This is a genomic window from Desulfurobacterium pacificum, assembly GCF_900182835.1.
Lineage (GTDB): Bacteria > Aquificota > Aquificia > Desulfurobacteriales > Desulfurobacteriaceae > Desulfurobacterium_B > Desulfurobacterium_B pacificum.
On record NZ_FXUB01000001.1, the window covers coordinates 672,690 to 689,534 of the forward strand.

The 16,845-nt window shown below is 39.0% G+C and carries 18 protein-coding genes; 9 read left to right on the forward strand and 9 right to left on the reverse strand.

Features of this window, described 5'->3' with window-relative positions; genetic code table 11:
• Positions 1-82: 82 nt before the first annotated feature.
• Positions 83-556, forward strand: coding sequence for a hypothetical protein (locus QOL23_RS03360; RefSeq protein ID WP_283400171.1), 474 nt, complete (start codon positions 83-85; stop codon positions 554-556).
• On the opposite strand, the gene QOL23_RS03365 is transcribed toward QOL23_RS03360, so the two are convergent.
• From QOL23_RS03365 to QOL23_RS03380, 4 genes are all read right to left on the reverse strand, one after another.
• The gene (locus QOL23_RS03365) at positions 534-1,283 is read right to left on the reverse strand and encodes a hypothetical protein (RefSeq protein ID WP_283400172.1); all 750 of its coding nucleotides are present in this window, start codon (positions 1,281-1,283) and stop codon (positions 534-536) included. The genes QOL23_RS03360 and QOL23_RS03365 overlap by 23 nt on opposite strands.
• Positions 1,284-1,295: 12 nt before the next feature.
• Entirely contained in the window at positions 1,296-1,643 is a 348-nt protein-coding gene (locus tag QOL23_RS03370; RefSeq protein WP_283400173.1) for a hypothetical protein, read from the reverse strand.
• 53 nt (positions 1,644-1,696) lie between these two features.
• A complete protein-coding gene (locus QOL23_RS03375) occupies positions 1,697-2,398 on the reverse strand; it encodes a hypothetical protein (protein ID WP_283400174.1) in 702 nt (233 codons plus the stop codon).
• A 70-nt stretch (positions 2,399-2,468) separates the two neighbouring features.
• Positions 2,469-2,741 (reverse strand): hypothetical protein, encoded by a 273-nt coding sequence (locus QOL23_RS03380; protein ID WP_283400175.1) that lies wholly within the window; start codon positions 2,739-2,741, stop codon positions 2,469-2,471.
• Positions 2,742-2,828: 87 nt separating this feature from the next.
• Between QOL23_RS03380 and QOL23_RS03385 the strand changes: the two genes are divergently transcribed.
• The gene (locus QOL23_RS03385) at positions 2,829-3,227 is read left to right on the forward strand and encodes a hypothetical protein (protein ID WP_283400176.1); all 399 of its coding nucleotides are present in this window, start codon (positions 2,829-2,831) and stop codon (positions 3,225-3,227) included.
• A 21-nt stretch (positions 3,228-3,248) separates the two neighbouring features.
• Positions 3,249-3,671: a hypothetical protein gene (locus QOL23_RS03390; protein WP_283400177.1), complete on the forward strand. Its 423-nt coding sequence runs from the start codon at positions 3,249-3,251 to the stop codon at positions 3,669-3,671.
• A 125-nt stretch (positions 3,672-3,796) separates the two neighbouring features.
• Here QOL23_RS03390 and QOL23_RS03395 read toward each other — a convergent pair whose 3' ends face one another.
• From QOL23_RS03395 to QOL23_RS03415, 5 genes are all read right to left on the reverse strand, one after another.
• Entirely contained in the window at positions 3,797-4,246 is a 450-nt protein-coding gene (locus tag QOL23_RS03395) for a hypothetical protein (protein WP_283400178.1), read from the reverse strand.
• 55 nt (positions 4,247-4,301) lie between these two features.
• A complete protein-coding gene (locus QOL23_RS03400; protein WP_283400179.1) occupies positions 4,302-5,948 on the reverse strand; it encodes an AAA family ATPase in 1,647 nt (548 codons plus the stop codon).
• Positions 5,949-6,064: 116 nt separating this feature from the next.
• Positions 6,065-6,280 carry a hypothetical protein gene (locus tag QOL23_RS03405; RefSeq protein WP_283400180.1) on the reverse strand — a complete coding sequence of 72 codons (216 nt, stop codon included), beginning with the start codon at positions 6,278-6,280 and terminating at the stop codon, positions 6,065-6,067.
• A gap of 149 nt (positions 6,281-6,429) precedes the next feature.
• A complete protein-coding gene (locus QOL23_RS03410; protein WP_283400181.1) occupies positions 6,430-6,729 on the reverse strand; it encodes a DUF2283 domain-containing protein in 300 nt (99 codons plus the stop codon).
• A gap of 9 nt (positions 6,730-6,738) precedes the next feature.
• Positions 6,739-8,802 carry a Piwi domain-containing protein gene (locus tag QOL23_RS03415; protein WP_283400182.1) on the reverse strand — a complete coding sequence of 688 codons (2,064 nt, stop codon included), beginning with the start codon at positions 8,800-8,802 and terminating at the stop codon, positions 6,739-6,741.
• A 439-nt stretch (positions 8,803-9,241) separates the two neighbouring features.
• On the opposite strand from QOL23_RS03415, the gene QOL23_RS03420 reads away from it, so the two are divergent.
• The 6 genes from QOL23_RS03420 to pstS all read left to right on the forward strand — a co-directional run bounded on the left by QOL23_RS03420 (position 9,242) and on the right by pstS (position 16,833).
• On the forward strand, positions 9,242-9,823 hold the full coding sequence (locus QOL23_RS03420; RefSeq protein ID WP_283400183.1) for a hypothetical protein: 582 nt from the start codon (positions 9,242-9,244) through the stop codon (positions 9,821-9,823).
• A gap of 526 nt (positions 9,824-10,349) precedes the next feature.
• Positions 10,350-10,796 (forward strand): hypothetical protein, encoded by a 447-nt coding sequence (locus QOL23_RS03425; RefSeq protein ID WP_283400184.1) that lies wholly within the window; start codon positions 10,350-10,352, stop codon positions 10,794-10,796.
• Positions 10,797-11,025: 229 nt separating this feature from the next.
• The gene (locus tag QOL23_RS03430; protein ID WP_283400185.1) at positions 11,026-11,259 is read left to right on the forward strand and encodes a hypothetical protein; all 234 of its coding nucleotides are present in this window, start codon (positions 11,026-11,028) and stop codon (positions 11,257-11,259) included.
• Between the two features lie 442 nt (positions 11,260-11,701).
• The gene (uvrA, locus tag QOL23_RS03435; protein WP_283400186.1) at positions 11,702-14,512 is read left to right on the forward strand and encodes an excinuclease ABC subunit UvrA; all 2,811 of its coding nucleotides are present in this window, start codon (positions 11,702-11,704) and stop codon (positions 14,510-14,512) included.
• A gap of 62 nt (positions 14,513-14,574) precedes the next feature.
• Entirely contained in the window at positions 14,575-15,711 is a 1,137-nt protein-coding gene (locus QOL23_RS03440) for a hypothetical protein (RefSeq protein ID WP_283400187.1), read from the forward strand.
• Positions 15,712-15,762: 51 nt separating this feature from the next.
• On the forward strand, positions 15,763-16,833 hold the full coding sequence (gene pstS / locus QOL23_RS03445) for a phosphate ABC transporter substrate-binding protein PstS (protein WP_345782573.1): 1,071 nt from the start codon (positions 15,763-15,765) through the stop codon (positions 16,831-16,833).
• Positions 16,834-16,845 lie beyond the last annotated feature (12 nt).

A 16,845-nucleotide genomic window follows, 5' to 3' on the forward strand; every position in this document is an offset into this window, starting at 1 on the left:
TTTCTTTCAAACAAAGGGAATTATTTAAAGTAGTTATGGCATTGGAATTTGAGGTGACCAGAAAATTAATAGGACAGTGAAGATGGAATTCTTGTATAAAATCGATCAGGCTGCAGAGAGAGTATTATCATCTATTTCTGATGAGTTTGTGGAAAAACTAGAAAAAAGTAAATTGGCACCAGAAGAATGGCAGGAATTTATAGATAATCTTTTACACGAGGTAGAAGAAGAAATAAAAAATGAAATAAGTGTGGAAGTACAAATAAGAGGGGAAGCAAGGCAAGTATATCCTTATAATTTCAAAAGTATGAGGAACGAACCTTTTAATAAGAAAAAACCTCTTTGGGAGGTTTTTGAAAGATACGTGAAGGGATATTTAAAGATATACATTTCCGGAAAATTAATAGCTGTTGGAGACTACGAGAGCGAGGAAGGTAGGGAAATTAACAAGAAAGCTCTTGTTTTATATGCTTCGGGAGTTTCGGAAATTTTGCCAATGCTCAAGGAAGATATTAGTGAAGTTTTAGAAGAAGTTACAGGAGAGGTGCTTCCTTAGCGGTTATTTTAAAGTCATTTAAATTAAACGGTAGGAGAAAAAATTCTTCTTCTTTTTCCCCGTAGAACTCAACGCTCATAGTTCTTTCGCTATATTGAATTATTTTATCGCAAATCTCTTGATGTATGATTCTCGGCAGTAATCCTTTGTTTTCTAAATCTTTTATGAGTAACCTTGTTTTTGTCAAATTCTTAGGTTTGATTAAAGATACAAAGAACTTAAAGTCTGAGAAAGGCTTAATTACCTGAATCTCAGCATATGATCTTGTTAGGAAATCCAAAACATTATCTTCGTTGTTCAGAAAAATTTTCTTCCAGAAATCAGTCAACAAGGTTAAAGCTTTTTGTATAAATTGTTTTACAATTATTCGTGATTTCAGCCAAGATTTATTTACTATTTCACAAGTTAGGGATTTTAGTTCAATATCTTCGCAATTCCACGGTTCTTCTTCATTGCATAATAAATCAAGAAAATCGTCAGGTATTATTTCATAATATCTCGGTTCTAAAGAACTTTTACTAAAATAGACATACTTAGTTATACTCATAAACTCCTTGCAACTTTTTTCTTTATGTTTAAATGTAAATAATTCTCTGCTGGCTACAACTTCTTTTATCCTGAGAAGTATCCAGAAATCCAAGTAAAGATAACTCCATTCGGCTGCTTTACCTTTTGCAATGTCTTCTATTGCTTTCAAAGAATCCAGAACGAATAGAGCTTTTTCCATTTTTTTACTATCTTACAAATATGTTTCTATTGCCTTGATGAAATGTTTTCTAAACAGTTCGTATTCCCTTTTTATGGGTTTCAGCTCGTTAAGTTCAGCTCCTCCTGTAGATGCTTTGTATAACCTTGCTATTCCAGGTCTGCTGTAAGAATAGTACCTATTAATTACTCTATGAAATTCTTCAACCAAGCCTTTTAGTTCCTCTTTTGAAATTTTTCTTCCTCTTGGGATAGTATCAGATAAAAATTTAAAAAAGGCAGTAACCATTCTATTTGTTTGTGTTTTTTCTAAAGGATCGTCAAAATTTACCAAGGAGTAAATCTTCCACGCTTCTCTGATATCTGTTTTTGTGTACTTCATTTTTGCCTCCCAGCCCTGGAAACAATATATATAATAAAAACTACACTTTTGAGTTATTTCAACTTACTGTGTTTACGCTGTTTGTACAGTTCTAACAGAAATAGCTTTTGAGCTGAGCTTGACTTTTCTAGTAACTTATCAAGCTCAAGTTTTGTCTGAGAAGCCTGTTTGTAAATTTCCTCTCCAATGGTTTTTGTATACTTTTCTGAAACCACTCCTCCGGGAACAGAACAGTAGCTGTATTGCTCCTCATAAGGAAAATCTAATAACTCTAGAACGTCTAAGGCATCTACAAGACAATCAAATTTTTGCTGTGAATCCTTTAGTCTTTTAATTATTTCACAAATAGGCAGGTAAACTTTCTTTACAGTTTCCCTTCTTTCGTAGTTTCCCCCTTCTCCGTTGTAGATTTTTATTTCTTCAAAAGAGACGAAGGTATTTTCCACTAATGTTCTAAGAAAGTCTAAAAATTTATTTTTTAACTCCATCTCCCAGCTAACACTTTTCCAACGGTGGTCTGCTATGGTTATAGGAGCATCCCAACCGCAGCAGGATAAGCCATAGCAGAATTTGACCGGCAAAGGAAGAACGTTGAATACAAGTTCCGTAATTTCGTCAATGCATTCTTTTTTTAATGAAAGTTTTTTCCACTCATGCCTCACTGGACTACATTTATCATATCCACTACCTTTTTCTGATGTTAAGCAAAGTTGAAGATTTTTTATTATGGCATCCATTCTTTCAATTTCAGTCACGATTGTTTCCTCCAGCAATCTTATTTCTTCTAACAATATAGTTCCTTCAGCAGTAATACTTAAAATAGACTTACAGATACTTCCTAAATGCCCTTTCCAATATTTCCTTAAAACTCATTCTGCCTTTTAAGGTTAAAGATTTAAATAAAGCTTCTTTAACGGCTTCTAAAAACGCAAGACTATATTCTTTATCCATAAGGTTACGGCTGCCGAATTTGTAATCAAGCCAGGCTGCTTGGAGAACCTCCAGGGGCGTGAAATTCTCTGCATATATTTCAGCAAGGGCTTTCTTACTACCACCTCTAAAGATTGATTCTAATTTCTGCCTCTGCTCTTCAGTCATAATCCCTCCTTGGTTCTAGTTATTACAAGTAGTGTATCAAACTCTTAAGATATAATTAAGGAAAATACCGAATAATTGAGGGCGAAAATGAAAGATATAAATTCTCTGAAAGAATCTCTCAACAGAGCCTTGAAGGAAGAAATTCCTGCTTTGGATGAAAATCTCAGGAATAAAATCGTAGAGGTTACACTCAAAGTAATAGAGAAATCAGCTATCTTTCAACAAACACCTACCAACTCTAAGGAACTTCAGTCCCTTATAGAGCCTGTAATATGGAAAGTGGCTAAGGCGTTGGAAAGCAAGTTAGATAAAGTAAAAGAGGAGTTGATTAAGAATGATGATGAAAATACTCTTAATCTTGCAAGAGCAATAGGTAGTGTGGTTAATGAAAGAGCTAATGGCATTGAGAAAAGTATAGAACAAGCTAAAGATGATATAGAAAAAACAATTCGTGATATAAACTGGCAAAACGATAGGTTGTATTAAATCCGACTTCGGTATACAACTATGGGGATTTCAAGATACGACTGGAGAACGAAAAGGTGGGAAGCGCCCACCTGGCTCGTAAGGCACGTTTACCAGACCTTCAGAAGCCTTGCCAGATACAACGACGCAGTCAGCGTTGAGGAACTGGCAGCAGAAACAAACCTGCCGATTGAGGCGGTCATTGCAGCAGTTCAGAAGCTCTGCCACTCTGAGGTAGCGCCAGTAACGATAGTTACCACGCCGTTAACCGACTTCATAGTGGGCAGAGAAACGGTGGGAACTTACAGGCTTCAAAGGGCAATCAGGAAAGTGGCAGGGAACGTTCCGTTCGGATACATAGAGATACCTCTGACCGCAGAAGAAAGGAAAAAGAAAGTCCCCGTCTGGGGCGAAGACGACATAGACGAAGAAACTCTGAAAGACCTTGAAAATATAGACCTCTAAAAGCAGGCTGAGGCTTACTTCAAGGAACTTCAGAAAGTATCCGAAACACCTCACAAGGCAGTCGTTTGGAACGGAAAAGTAGCTATGCCTGAAGAAAAACTGAAGAAATTATTTAACACGGGCGATTAATCGCCCGTGTTCGTATCAAAATCAAAAAGTTCATCATCATCCATCACTTTATCAGGACAATAAATGTTTCCAGACAAAGAAGAAAAAATCGGACTATAAAGTATTTCCATACCAGGAGTTCTCCACGCAGGGACTTCCCATACATTCATTTCTACTTCTTCTTCCACAGGCATCCACACAACAGGCTGTTCCATCTGCTCTGCTTCAGCTCTTTTCCTTCTCAGCAGGAACGGAGCTAACAAAACGGAAAACTGAAGCAGAGTTACTGCCTGCCAGACTACGATAAAGGCAAACCAGCCTGCAAGCGTTCCGAACTCCTGCCCGCAGATGTTATAAGCAAACTTACCAGCCGTATTGGGCAGGAAAAACACGACGTTAAAAGCATCAATGAGCAGTTTCATCAAGTCCATCTCTGCCCATCCCTTTGAAAGGATTGTATTCAACATTAAATTCTATTCATTAAATTCTATTCTCAACCTGAAACACATTCAAGCACCTTAATCAAGAATTTTCACTGTCAGAATCTTCTATCCATTTAAAAAATTTTTCCCATTCTTCTTCGCTTAAATTGATGTCTAAATCATATTCATCAGCAGAGCTTTCTTTAGAATTCTTTTCTGGCTCTTCTAGAATTTTAATTTTTATTTTCCCTAAAATCTCTTTTCCTAACGCATTCTTTAAAAGCTTTAAATTCCGACGATTCAGACTCAGAGAAGATATAGTCCCATCTTCCACCAGATATTCAAGCACGCTTTTTCCGGTAGAATCTGTTAATAAAAGGTAGTCTATCAGTTTGTCCTGCAGTATAAAGTTGGCAGGATTTCCTGACCGGATTTTTTTAAGCTCCTTCCTGAGAAACAGGACTCTTGCCTTAACCATATTATCTTTAGAAACTCTACTTTTACGACGTATTTCTTTTATTTTTTCCTTTTTTTCCTGACTTAATTCTGGAAGCATAGGTATCTGAAAATTAAAGTCTGCTTCAAGCGCCCATCTCACGAAAGAAGCATTCACAACCACAGGTAAAACACTGCCGTGCATAAGATCCCATTCAACCGCCTCTCTAATTTTGGATAAAAGGCTTTCCAGCCTCCTTACACCTAAGTATTCTTTTTCGTTTTCTTTTTCACATATCTTCGCTAACTCTATTTTTGCGTCGTTTTCCACAACAACTACGTCAGGAATGGAATTAGTTGAATCTCCTGAAGGCAGGTATTCCTGCATTTTAGAACTGATGATAGCCAGATAGTCTTCGTATCCCAGCTTTCTGACATTTATGCGGACGTTAAGCCTTCCTTTCAGTTCCGGTGCAAACTCTTCCGGTGAAGTTTCAGTGAAAGCTCCAGCTAAAATGAAAGTTATGTGAGAAGTGTCGATAGAATCAGAAGACTTCTCTGCCCTTACCCAACCACCTTCGATAAGCTCTAAAAGGTGATACTGGAGGCTGCGGTAGAAACCCTCTTCATCGTCTCCCCTTTCTTTTATTAAAAGCTTATCTGCTTCATCTATAAAGATTAAACCAAAGGGACGTTTTTGAAAGCTCATCAAGACAGGGAAATCTTTATCCTTTTTCTCTTCAAAACCTGGAAAAGACAGTATTTCACCGGCTATTTCTTCAATCAAAGAAGCAGTTTCTAAAGCATCTTCTGAACCATTAAATCTGTCATACATGAACTCTAAAACCCGTGTGTGTCTGAGAAAGACTCGGGCAGCTGCGTATTCGAGAGCAGCCTTTAATTTCTCAGGTGAGCTTTCAGATTCGCAAAAAGCAGCAAGAGCTTGCTTGTATAAATAATAGTTTTTTGCCAGATCTTTAATTCCGTGATAACTATTCTTAACCGCAGACGCAAATTCTGCAGTAACTATTTCGTGCGGATCTTTTCCCTTATAGCCTGTCAAAGTATACTCAGTTATGGATACTTTAGTAAAAGGAACCTTGAGTTTCTGCGATAGGGCTCTTGCAATCTCCGTTTTACCGTTTCCGGTAGGACCTACAATCAGGCAGTTGTTCTTCTTCCTGGAACGTCCTTCAAGGTAAGCTTCCAGATTTTCGCAGATAGCATTTGACAGCTTAAAAAGAGCTTCAAGCTGCCCTACTACTTTTTCGCTGAGTTCACGAGCCAAGTAGTAGCTTGCAAATTCCAGCATGACAAACTCCTTACAATAAGGTTAATTGATTGTTGTTCTTCCCAGATACTTTTTTATTCAAAACATCAGCTACGGTAACTTCAGAAACTGATAGATTCGGCAGGAGCTGCTGGACTTCACGGCTTTTCTCGGCTGGAGTTTTCACTTCTGGTGGAAGGCGGTAAACGGTTGTCCCTTTCTAAAATTTTTCTGATAACTTCATTTATGTGCTGGTTAATAGACCTATATCCGTTATCTATCAACCACTTTTTGTATTCCTTGAGTATTTCCCTTCTTACCCTGATGGTGGTCTGAACGAATTTTTTTTCCTTCTTTCTTTTATCGCTTTTCATATCATGACACCTTGACGTCATTTCTTTCTATTTATGAAGATAATCCCCATTCCCCGACAGTCAAGGGGGAAAGAAAAAGTAAAAATCAGACCAGTAGGAGGAAGAAAGATTCCAGAAATCCCTCTTTCAGAATTAGGAACGTGGATTTCTCAGATATCAAAAAATTTCTTCCAGCCGAATATTTCTAAACCTGCTGGTTCGCCATCCTCGTCAAAATCAACTATAAAACCGCCGCTGAAATATTCGCCCTCGCATCTTCCTTTATCGGAAATCGTGACCCAGAGGATATCGTCTTTAGGAAAATACTTTGATTTTTCTTTGAGTTTCTCTATGGTAAGAGATATCCATTTTCCTTTTTCAGTGTCATAGAAAGATACATAAAGAATGTCGCTACTCTTATCATATTTAAGTTTTCCTTCTTCAGGCTTAAAAATGTCTATTTCTTCCATCAGTTCCTCTCATAGAAAATAAAGCGCTCCCATTTCAAGAAGGTATTGGTCAACTATCCAGTTTCTTCTTAAAGCGTTCACGTAAAGGTGAGAATAGTGAATTGGTGCGGGCAACCTCAGTTTGTTTTCATCATTGAATATGGTAGAAAAGTTAAGCTTGGTTAGTAAAAAGAGTGTTCTTATGAGTTCAGAGGTAATTGAATTAGGAGAGTATTGCCCGTAACTTATTTCCCAGAAACTGTCTATCAGAATGCTTCTGGCACCTTTGCAAGAGTGAGGTAAGAGAACGGCCAAATCCTTTCTTAAGACAACGCCTTTCTTTCCTTCGTCGGATAATATGCGGAAAGAATGCCCTTTCTTAATATTGGCGGTAAACACTTTTAATTTTCTATCTTTTACAACATAAGATTCAGATAAAGAACCTACTTCATCTTTATATAGATTCCCGTCTTTTAGCAGTAAAACTCTGCTGCCGTAAACGTTTATTTTCTCCACAACTATTTCAAGTATCCAGTTAAGGTTATCTATTTTCTCTCCTCCTGTATCGATAGAAACAGGATAAAGACCTTTTATAGTGCCATCAGATAGAAATACAGTTATCCCTCCTGCACGAGTTCTACGGTTAAAAGGATCGTTACCGCAATCAACGCCTATGATAAGGTCGTAATTGAACTTTTCTGACAGAGAGAATGGTCTTATACCGAGCTTGGCGTATATGTTATAGACTAAAGTTCTAGAAATATTTAAAGGATTAGAGTTTCTTATCCATTTATCATAAATGACAAACTGGCTTATTATGTTTTTGGCAAACAACCTTCTTTTAAGAGAATCGTATTTTTCTTTGTTCATTTCAGGAATAAGGCAAAGAGCAGAAGAAAATTTGTATTTACTAATTTCTTCCTGAATTTTTTTAGGTAAAGAAAAATCGTCGAAATCAACTATAAACACAAGTTTGCCTTTAGCAGGACGTATCGTCTTAAATAGTTCTTTGTAACCTTCTATTCTGTTTAGTTTTAAAGCTTTCTTATCTTTAAGTTGACTACGTAAAAACGCATTTACGCTGCTTTCATTAAATCTTTTGTCTACCAAGACGAAAAATGGCATTCCTCCCTGTTCTTCTATGTATTGTGGAATAGAAAACGGAGGGTAATTCAATACTTCTTTAAGTGAAAAAACCTTTTTCTCTGTTCCATCTATGGTTTTAACTACATAAACTGGCTTTGAAAAAAGTTTTCCATCTATGCTACAGGGAGTATCAGCTAAAAACGGAATCTTCCTGACAGTTTCTTTCAGGATTTCTTTTCTCTCGAAATTTGAAATTACGAGTTTATTAGGGGATAAAGTTTTAGTTCGGTAGCAAGTGTCAGGATGAAATGGATAAACCCTGCCTTTTCTACCGAATTTAGCTTTCAAAATGGGAAATTCTTTCGGGAAATCTGTTACGCCGTATTTTTTCTCTAGAAGTTTTAAAATGCTTTCTCTCTCTTCTTCAGAAGGACTTTTAATCACTTCTTCTACGTTTATAAGGTCGCCCTTACCAGGACTATTTCCAGGAGGATAATAGAGCAATCTTTCTCCAACTATATCTTCTAAGGTAATCTCATTCCGTTTAAGCATCTGGTAAATACTTCTGTACCATTTAACCCTGTGCTTTAGGTCAAAGAATAAATAGAATTTTTCTCTGATTTTTCTTACGGTGAAGTTTCCGATAGTGAGTATTACAGAATAGGAAGAATGAATTTCTTTCTTTTTAGGAAGGTTTTCTTTAAGCAGTTTTTTTATTCCTTTTTCGTTCAAAATTTTTATAAGTATCTTCTCTTGAATGAAGTCTTGAAGTTTTTGAAATGGTATTTCCTCTAACAATTCTGCATCGCTGCACGGTAATGATTTTCTGTGAGATACCACTTCAACTTCTGCATCTTCCACAGGAGTAATAGGGACACCTATAGAGCGAACTTCTCCGTTTCTCTCATCTAAATCTTCTGATTGAGGAATAAGACGAAATCTATAAACAACATCAGGAATAATTGACGGTACTATTTCAAAACCATTGAGTTCCACTTTGGTTTCCATTACTTTTACCCCCTCTTCTTGTTTTCTTTGAGAATTTTAAAATTTTTCTTAAAAAGAATAAAACAAGTTCCTCTCACGCCTGAATCAACTTTTTCAAAAAGATCAATACCTCTCTTAGACATATTAAGCCATCAGCTCAGATAGGAAAAGCTGGCTTGTGGTAATCAACCGTGTGGAACGCACTGCACTACACACAACTTGAGTTTTAAACAGGCTTTTTGATTCACCCGTAAACGAGGGGATACGGAAGCTATTGATAACATTATTGAGAGAAATTTATGATAGTTGTTCCAACCCCTAAACCGCTGAAAAGAGACTGAGAAATGTCAAAGAATTGTATTATAAAAGCTATGGAAAAAGAGTAACCGTCAAAAAGTTGCACACCTTAAAATAGAAAACAGGAAGGGAAAGTAATACTCAATTTTTGTGGGAGAAGGAAATGAACACTTCGCTTACGCCGATGACAATTGTAATCGGAACTTGTGCTGTTGCGATTATGGTCCTATTTATCACCTATCTTGCTATTTTTGTATTGAACTATGATGTTAATAGGAAGGAAAAAGAAATCATCCTTTCTGAGATTACTCCTGAAACGTTAAAGGAAGCTGGGAAAAAAGCAGAAAAGATACGTATTCCTGCCAATGCGCTTACCCCAGAGCAGAGAAGAAGATTAAGGGAAATGGGGGCAGTAACAGCTTCAACGGATGATTTCCTTCTAAAAGCAGGTATGCTGTATCTACTGTATGAAACTCTTTTTGACAATGATGACGCTAAAACAAACGAAATCCTGTCTAATCAAGAAGAAACATACACATCTGATATAAATTCAAGCACTGACGATACCGATGCAAATGAGCAGACAACAGATATTTTTCAAAGTCAAGAAGAAAACATAGAGCAATCTAACGACTCTTTGGATTACGTTCCCTCTTTAGACGATAATAATGCTGCAAATGATTGGGATAGTAGAAGTGAAAGTAGTTGGGATTATGCTGATGACAGTTGGGATAGTGATTGGTAGTGAAGTTCAAGAGGTTTAAACTTGCATATAGTCTAAACAATAAAAAAACGCTTTTAGAAACATGGATTGTCAGATGTTTTATAGAGAAAAAAATAAAACCAGAACAGGCTGCTATATAGGGAAAACTTTGTATACCGGGCTCACCCTACTTTTTTCTTCCCTAAATAGTCAATTACTTCAAAACCGATAAGTGAAGTAAGTATCAGCGCTATAAAAATCCACATTCCTACTACCATTGTTACTTCGTTTTCTCCTTCTTCTCTAATTCTTTTTCATCTATGTAGTAGATTATTTCAAAGCCAATAGTCATTAAAATAAACATTATTCCGAGAATTATTGCTGCAATCACTTTCCCTCCTTTAAAGGCTTCTCAGTTCTTTCTTGCTCTGATAATTTACCGTCTCAAATATAATAGTTATTGACGCCAGCATTATTCCAATGAATCATTGCAATAACCAACTTTTCCTCTGAAAATTGCGAATTCTTCTCCAACCTTATTTTAAAATTACTATCGGAGGTAAGCAGCATGGCATTACTGAAAATACACACCATAGAGGCAAAGATTTACAGTCGCAAGAGTCCAGCGTTCTTAATCGGCAGAGTAAGTTATGACACGAAAACGCCAGAAGACTATGAAATCAAGCCAGTTGCTAAAGGTAAAACCAAAATTCTCATTGGGACTAAAGGGATATACATACTCAACGACAAGATAACTGAAGAAATCATTAGTAGAGTTTGGGAAAACTACCTAAAAGAGAGGAAAGGAAACAGAAACAGGAAAGAGGGAATAGTAGAACACCCCGTAGAAGTAATTGAAGATGAGGTAAGAAACTACTTCTGCGAAAAAGGAATTGTTCCTATGCCCGAAACAGGCTGGATTAACTTCTCCTATGAAATCCCAGACTTTGAAAAGATGAGGAGAAGTATTCTGGAAATTGTTAAGGAAGTAAAAAGAAAGGTAGTAAAAGAGTAAGATTAAAACTTACATGCAAGTTACAAATCGCAATTATGAGAAAGGACAAAATGAACACGAAAGAAGTCCTTAAAACAAAATCTATTTATAACAGAGAAGACTTATTGAAAATTAGGGTTTTCCTATCAGCCATCTTGAATGTTGCAAAATGCAAAGTCCCGAAAGATTCCGTAAAAGCTTAACTACGATTTCCTGAAGAGAATATCACTTTCAAAAGCAAGGAGGAAGCATGCCAATAGCGGTTGAAGATAGAGAATTGATAGAAAAGGCTTGCGAAGTTCTTGTAAAGGAACTCGGACTTATAGGATTTGTGAGGTTTGTAAAGCTTATGGGCTGGGCAAAAAGAAACTGGACAGAAGAGAGAAAAGAAGTTCTTAAAGAACTGGAAGAAAAGCTGATGAAAATGACTACCGAGGAAGTCGTCGAATACTTTGCTGAGGGAAGAAAAGTAAGACCGGGATAGGTTGTTGTGTAGGTTCATTCAAAAAGAGAAGAATATTGCTTAAGACAGGATTGCTAGGTAGGATTACAAACCTGTTCTTTTTGGGTAAAGAAGCATTTACGGGGTAAAAATGCCGAAAATAAACGAATATGTAACTACCTATCAACCTTCTTAGGAGTGTAGGTAGCACCCCAAAAGATAATCCCTATTAGGATGAAGATTCCGAGAAAAATCAAGAGCCCCGCTATCGTATCCATCCTCTAATTCCCTCTTTAAAGAGATGTTACAGAAAAGAATAATTTCTTTCAACATTTCTAAAAACTGCTCTAGCGGAACAAAACAACTCTCGGGTTCAGGAAAACTTTTCCGTCAACGTTTAAAACATATTTTTATCTTATGCAAGAATTTCATCACCCTTGCTGCATATCAATAGAATTCAGACTCAGGAGGGCTCACTAAACCAATGAAAGACAAAATCATCATTAAAGGTGCAAGGCAGCACAACTTAAAAAACATAGACCTTGAAATACCAAAAAATAAGTTAGTAGTCATTACGGGAGTTTCCGGTTCTGGAAAATCCTCCCTCGCCTTCGACACCCTCTACGCCGAAGGGCAGCGCCGCTACGTAGAAAGCCTTTCAGCCTACGCAAGACAGTTCTTGGAACTGATGGAAAAACCGGACGTTGACCTCATAGAAGGACTTTCCCCTGCCATTTCAATAGAACAGAAAACCGTTTCAAAAAATCCCCGCTCCACCGTCGGCACCACCACAGAAATCCACGATTACCTGAGAGTCCTCTTTGCAAGGGCAGGAACGCCCTACTGCCCCAACTGCAACGTCCCCATCCAGCCCCAAACGGTGCAGGAAATCGTTGACAGAATTCTTGAAAAAGAAGGCAAAAGAGTAATACTGCTTTCCCCTATCGTCAGAGAAAGAAAAGGCGAACACAAAGACCTTTTAGAAAAAATCGCAAGGCAGGGCTTTAGAAGGGTAAGAATAGACGGCAAAGAATACAGAATAGAAGAAGCCCTTGAACTGAAGTTAGAGAAGAAAGTTAAACACACGATAGAAGTTATCGTTGACAGGATAAAAGTTTCCGCAAAAAACAAAAACAGAATAGCAGACTCGGTAGAAATAGCCGTAAAACTCTCAGACGGCTTGGTTATAGTTCAGGACTACGAAACAAAAGAGGAAGAAACCTTTTCCACCAAAGGCGCTTGCCCGATATGCGGATTTTCCTTCAAGGAAATCTCACCCCGCCTATTCTCTTTCAACAGTCCTTTAGGCGCCTGTCCCGAATGCAGCGGCTTAGGCTTTAAGTTAGCAATAGACCCAGACCTCTTAATAGACTGGGACAAGCCGATAATAGAAGCCGTAGAACTTTCCCAAAAGGCAAAGTTTGAATACCTGCAGGACATGATAGAAACAGCCTGCGAATACTTGGGAATTTCCTCTCTCACGCCGGCAGGAGAAATAAACAAAGACGACCTGAACTTTATCCTCTACTCACCGAAACAGCCGATAAGAATTTTTAACACCGTTCCTTTTAGCAGAGGTAACTACAAACCATACTACTTTGAAGGAATAATCAAACACCTTGAAAGGCGCTACTTTGAATCGGAATCGGACTACGTAAAAGAGCTGATAGAACCCTACTTGAGAGAAGTCACCTGCAAAGCCTGCGGTGGCAAAAGGCTTAACAGAGAAGCGCTGTCGGTAAAAATAGCAGATAAAAACATAGCTGAAGTTGAAGCTTTAACGGTAGAAAAGTGCTACGAGTTCTTTGAAAACCTTCAGTTGGAAGGAAAGAAAAAGCTAATAGCAGAACGAGTTTTAAAGGAAATCAGAAACAGGTTAAAGTTCCTCATAGACGTCGGACTTACCTACCTGACTCTTGACAGGCGAACGGCAACCCTTTCCGGCGGAGAATCTCAAAGGATAAGGCTTGCAACACAAATAGGCTCAAGGCTGACGGGCGTTCTCTACGTTTTAGACGAACCGAGCATAGGCTTACACCAGAGGGACAACAGAAAACTCATTGAAACCCTGAAAGGACTGAGAGATTTAGGAAACACCGTAATAGTGGTAGAGCACGACACCGAAACGATAGAAAGCGCAGACCACGTAATAGACATGGGACCGGGCGCAGGAATTCACGGCGGCGAAGTCGTTGCCTGCGGAACGCCGGAAGAGATAAAGAAAAACGAAAATTCCCTAACCGGAAAGTACTTGAGCGGAAAACTGAAAATAGAAGTACCGAAAGAAAGAAGGAAGCCGGGTGACAAGTGGCTTAAAATCATCGGCGCTTCAGAGCACAACCTAAAAAACGTTGACGTTGAAATACCTTTAGGCTTGTTCGTCTGCGTCACAGGCGTTTCCGGCTCTGGAAAATCCACCCTCATCAACGAAATCCTCTACAAAGCATTAGCCCGCGAAATTTACAACTCAAAAGTAATCCCCGGAAAACACGAAAGAATAGAAGGTTTAGAACACGTTGACAAAGTAGTAAGGGTTGACCAGTCTCCCATAGGCAGAACGCCCCGCTCAAACCCTGCCACCTACGTTGACGTCTTTACCCCCATAAGAGAGCTTTTCGCCGCAACGCCGGAAGCAAGAGCAAGGGGCTACAAAAAGGGAAGGTTCTCCTTTAACGTTCCCGGCGGAAGGTGCGAAGCCTGCAAAGGCGACGGGCTGATAAAGGTTGAAATGCACTTTCTACCCGACGTTTACGTAACCTGCGACGTGTGCGGAGGAAAGCGCTATAACAGAGAAACTTTAGAAATTACCTACAAAGGCAAAAACATCTACGAAGTCCTTGAAATGACCGTTGAAGAAGCGATGGAGTTTTTCAAAAACCACCCGCGGATATTCAACAAGCTGAAAACCCTCTACGACGTGGGACTCGGCTACATCAAGTTGGGGCAACCGGCAACGACCCTTTCAGGCGGCGAAGCTCAAAGAATAAAGTTAGCAAGAGAACTCTCAAAGAAAGGAACGGGAAAAACCGTTTACATATTGGACGAACCAACGACAGGACTTCACATCCATGACATTAAAAAGCTCATAGATGTCCTTCAAAGATTAGTTGATAAGGGTAACACCGTAATAGTTATAGAACACAACCTTGACTTTGTAAAGTGCGCCGACTGGATAATAGACTTAGGACCAGAAGGCGGAGAAAGAGGTGGACAGGTAGTAGCGACAGGAACGCCAGAAGACATAGCAAAAACAAACACATGGACAGGAAAGTTCTTAAAAGAAGTCCTTTCTTAACAATTCCTTAACACTTTATAAATACACTTACCTCCGAAGAAACAAAAACTTCGGAGGTAGGAATGAGAAAAAAACTTCTACTCGCCGGACTGCTGTTAATCGGAACATCATCACATGCACTTGCACAACAGGCAACAATTCTCATCAACGGAGTTCCCGTAAAACAGCTCTACGTTGACAGCGAAGGAAGGCTTTATCTAACACCTGGAGAAGGTAGAAAACCGGTAAAAATTGAAATCCCAACAACTTCCAAAACAGCTCTCTCATCAAAAGAAAAGAAGATAAAAATCAGTGGAAAAGCTTTCATCCACTACGACGTTGACCTTAAAAATCCCTCCCACCCAAACGCCTTCAAACTCACCAGAAACTACGTTGAATTGAGAGGATACTTCAACAAAAAAGATTACTTCAGAACAACCCTTGACGCTCATCAGGATGACGACGGCTCATACAGAACAAGACTCAAATACGCATACGTCTACTTTTCAGACGTTCTACCCTATACAGGCGTTGAGTTAGGACTTGCCCACAGACCCTGGATAGACTGGGAAGAACACCACGGCTGGCTCCACAGAGACGTTGAAGAAACGTTTATAGAAAACCACTCCGGCGCAGGACTAATAAACTCAGCAGATACAGGAATTGACTTTAAAGGAAAGCACGGCATCGCTTCCTGGGAATTCGGAATTTTCAACGGAGAAGGCTACCACGGCGAAGAAGAAAGCAAACATTTCGGGAAATCTTTAGAAGGAAGACTATCCCTCAATCTTTTCAAAGGATTTATCCTTTCCGGACACACGACACACATATTTGACCTTAAAGGTGAAAACATGGATAGACATATCTATCAAATTCACGCCGTCTATAATAACCCCTATCTCTTAGTTGCCGCTCAGTATATCTGGGATAAAGACGACTACCACAACGCCACTGACGTTAAACAGAAAGGTTATTCAATCAACGGAGACCTGAAACTAAAAACTCTAACAGGATATCCCATAACCCTTTTTGCAAGATACGATAGCTGGAATCCCAATACGGGCAGGCCTGATGATTCCAGAAAACACTTCGTTTACGGCGCAAGCTACACACTGAACCCTTTTGTGAAGTTCTCACTGGCTCAGGACAGGAAAATAGTAAAAAGCAACGGTGGAAACGACTCTAACACCTTTATGGCAGTAACAAATGTTAAATGGTAAAAAGATTTTTCCGCTTTTTATAAAATAAAGTCAGAAATTTTTCAGGAGGACTTGATGAAAAGAAAACTTGCAGTTGCAGCAACACTTCCGGCTGTTTTACTACTTGCAGGATGTTTTGGTGGAAATGGAAATAGCCAGAAAACTTCCTCAGCAGGAGGAAATAGAAAAAGCACAACGGTAATAAATGGTGCAGGTGCCACTTTCCCCTATCCCGTTTACGTTAACTGGGCTAAAGAGTATTACAGAGCAACCGGCATAAAAGTTAACTATCAGGGAATCGGTTCTGGCGGTGGTATCAGACAGGTAACAGAAAGAACCGTTGATTTCGGCGGTTCAGACAAGATGCTCTCACCTCAGGAATTAGATAAAAGAAGGCTCTACCAATTTCCTGCTGTAATAGGCTCAATCGTAGTTGTTTACAACCTTCCAGGTATCGGAGATACAGAATTAAAGCTCTCAAACAAATCGGTTTGCGACCTGTTCATGGGCAAAATTAAATACTGGGATAACCCAGAAATTAAAAACGACAATCCAGGCATTAAACTACCCCACCAGAGGGTAACGGTAATTCACAGAGCTGAAGGTTCAGGAACTACCTGGAACTTTACATACTGGCTCAGCGCCATATGTCCTGCCTGGAAAGAAAAGGTGGGTTACGGTAAAGTAGTGGACTGGCCTACCGGCATCGGTGCAAAAGGTAATGCAGGCGTGACAAACTACGTCAAACAAACGCCCGGTGCAATCGGTTACGTCGAATACGCCTACAAGCTACAAAACCACTTAACAGCAGCCCAGCTTCAATCTAAAGATGGTGACTTCGTCAAGCCTACCATGAAAAACTTTAAGGCTGCCGCCTCCCATGCCAGATGGAGTATGAAATCTCACTTCTACTTAAAAGGAAACCTAATACTCCAGCCTGGAAGCAACAGCTGGCCCCTCACCGCTGCAACGATGATTTTACTTCCAAGAGAAAAGAAAGAGAGAAACAAGTTGGTAATAGACTTCTTTGATTGGTCATTCAAAAACGGCGATGCTATAGCTACAAAGTTAGGTTACGTTCCACTTCCAGAAGACTTAAAGCAAAAGATAAGAACCTACTGGAAAGAAGTGGTTTTAAAATAGAAATGGGGGGCT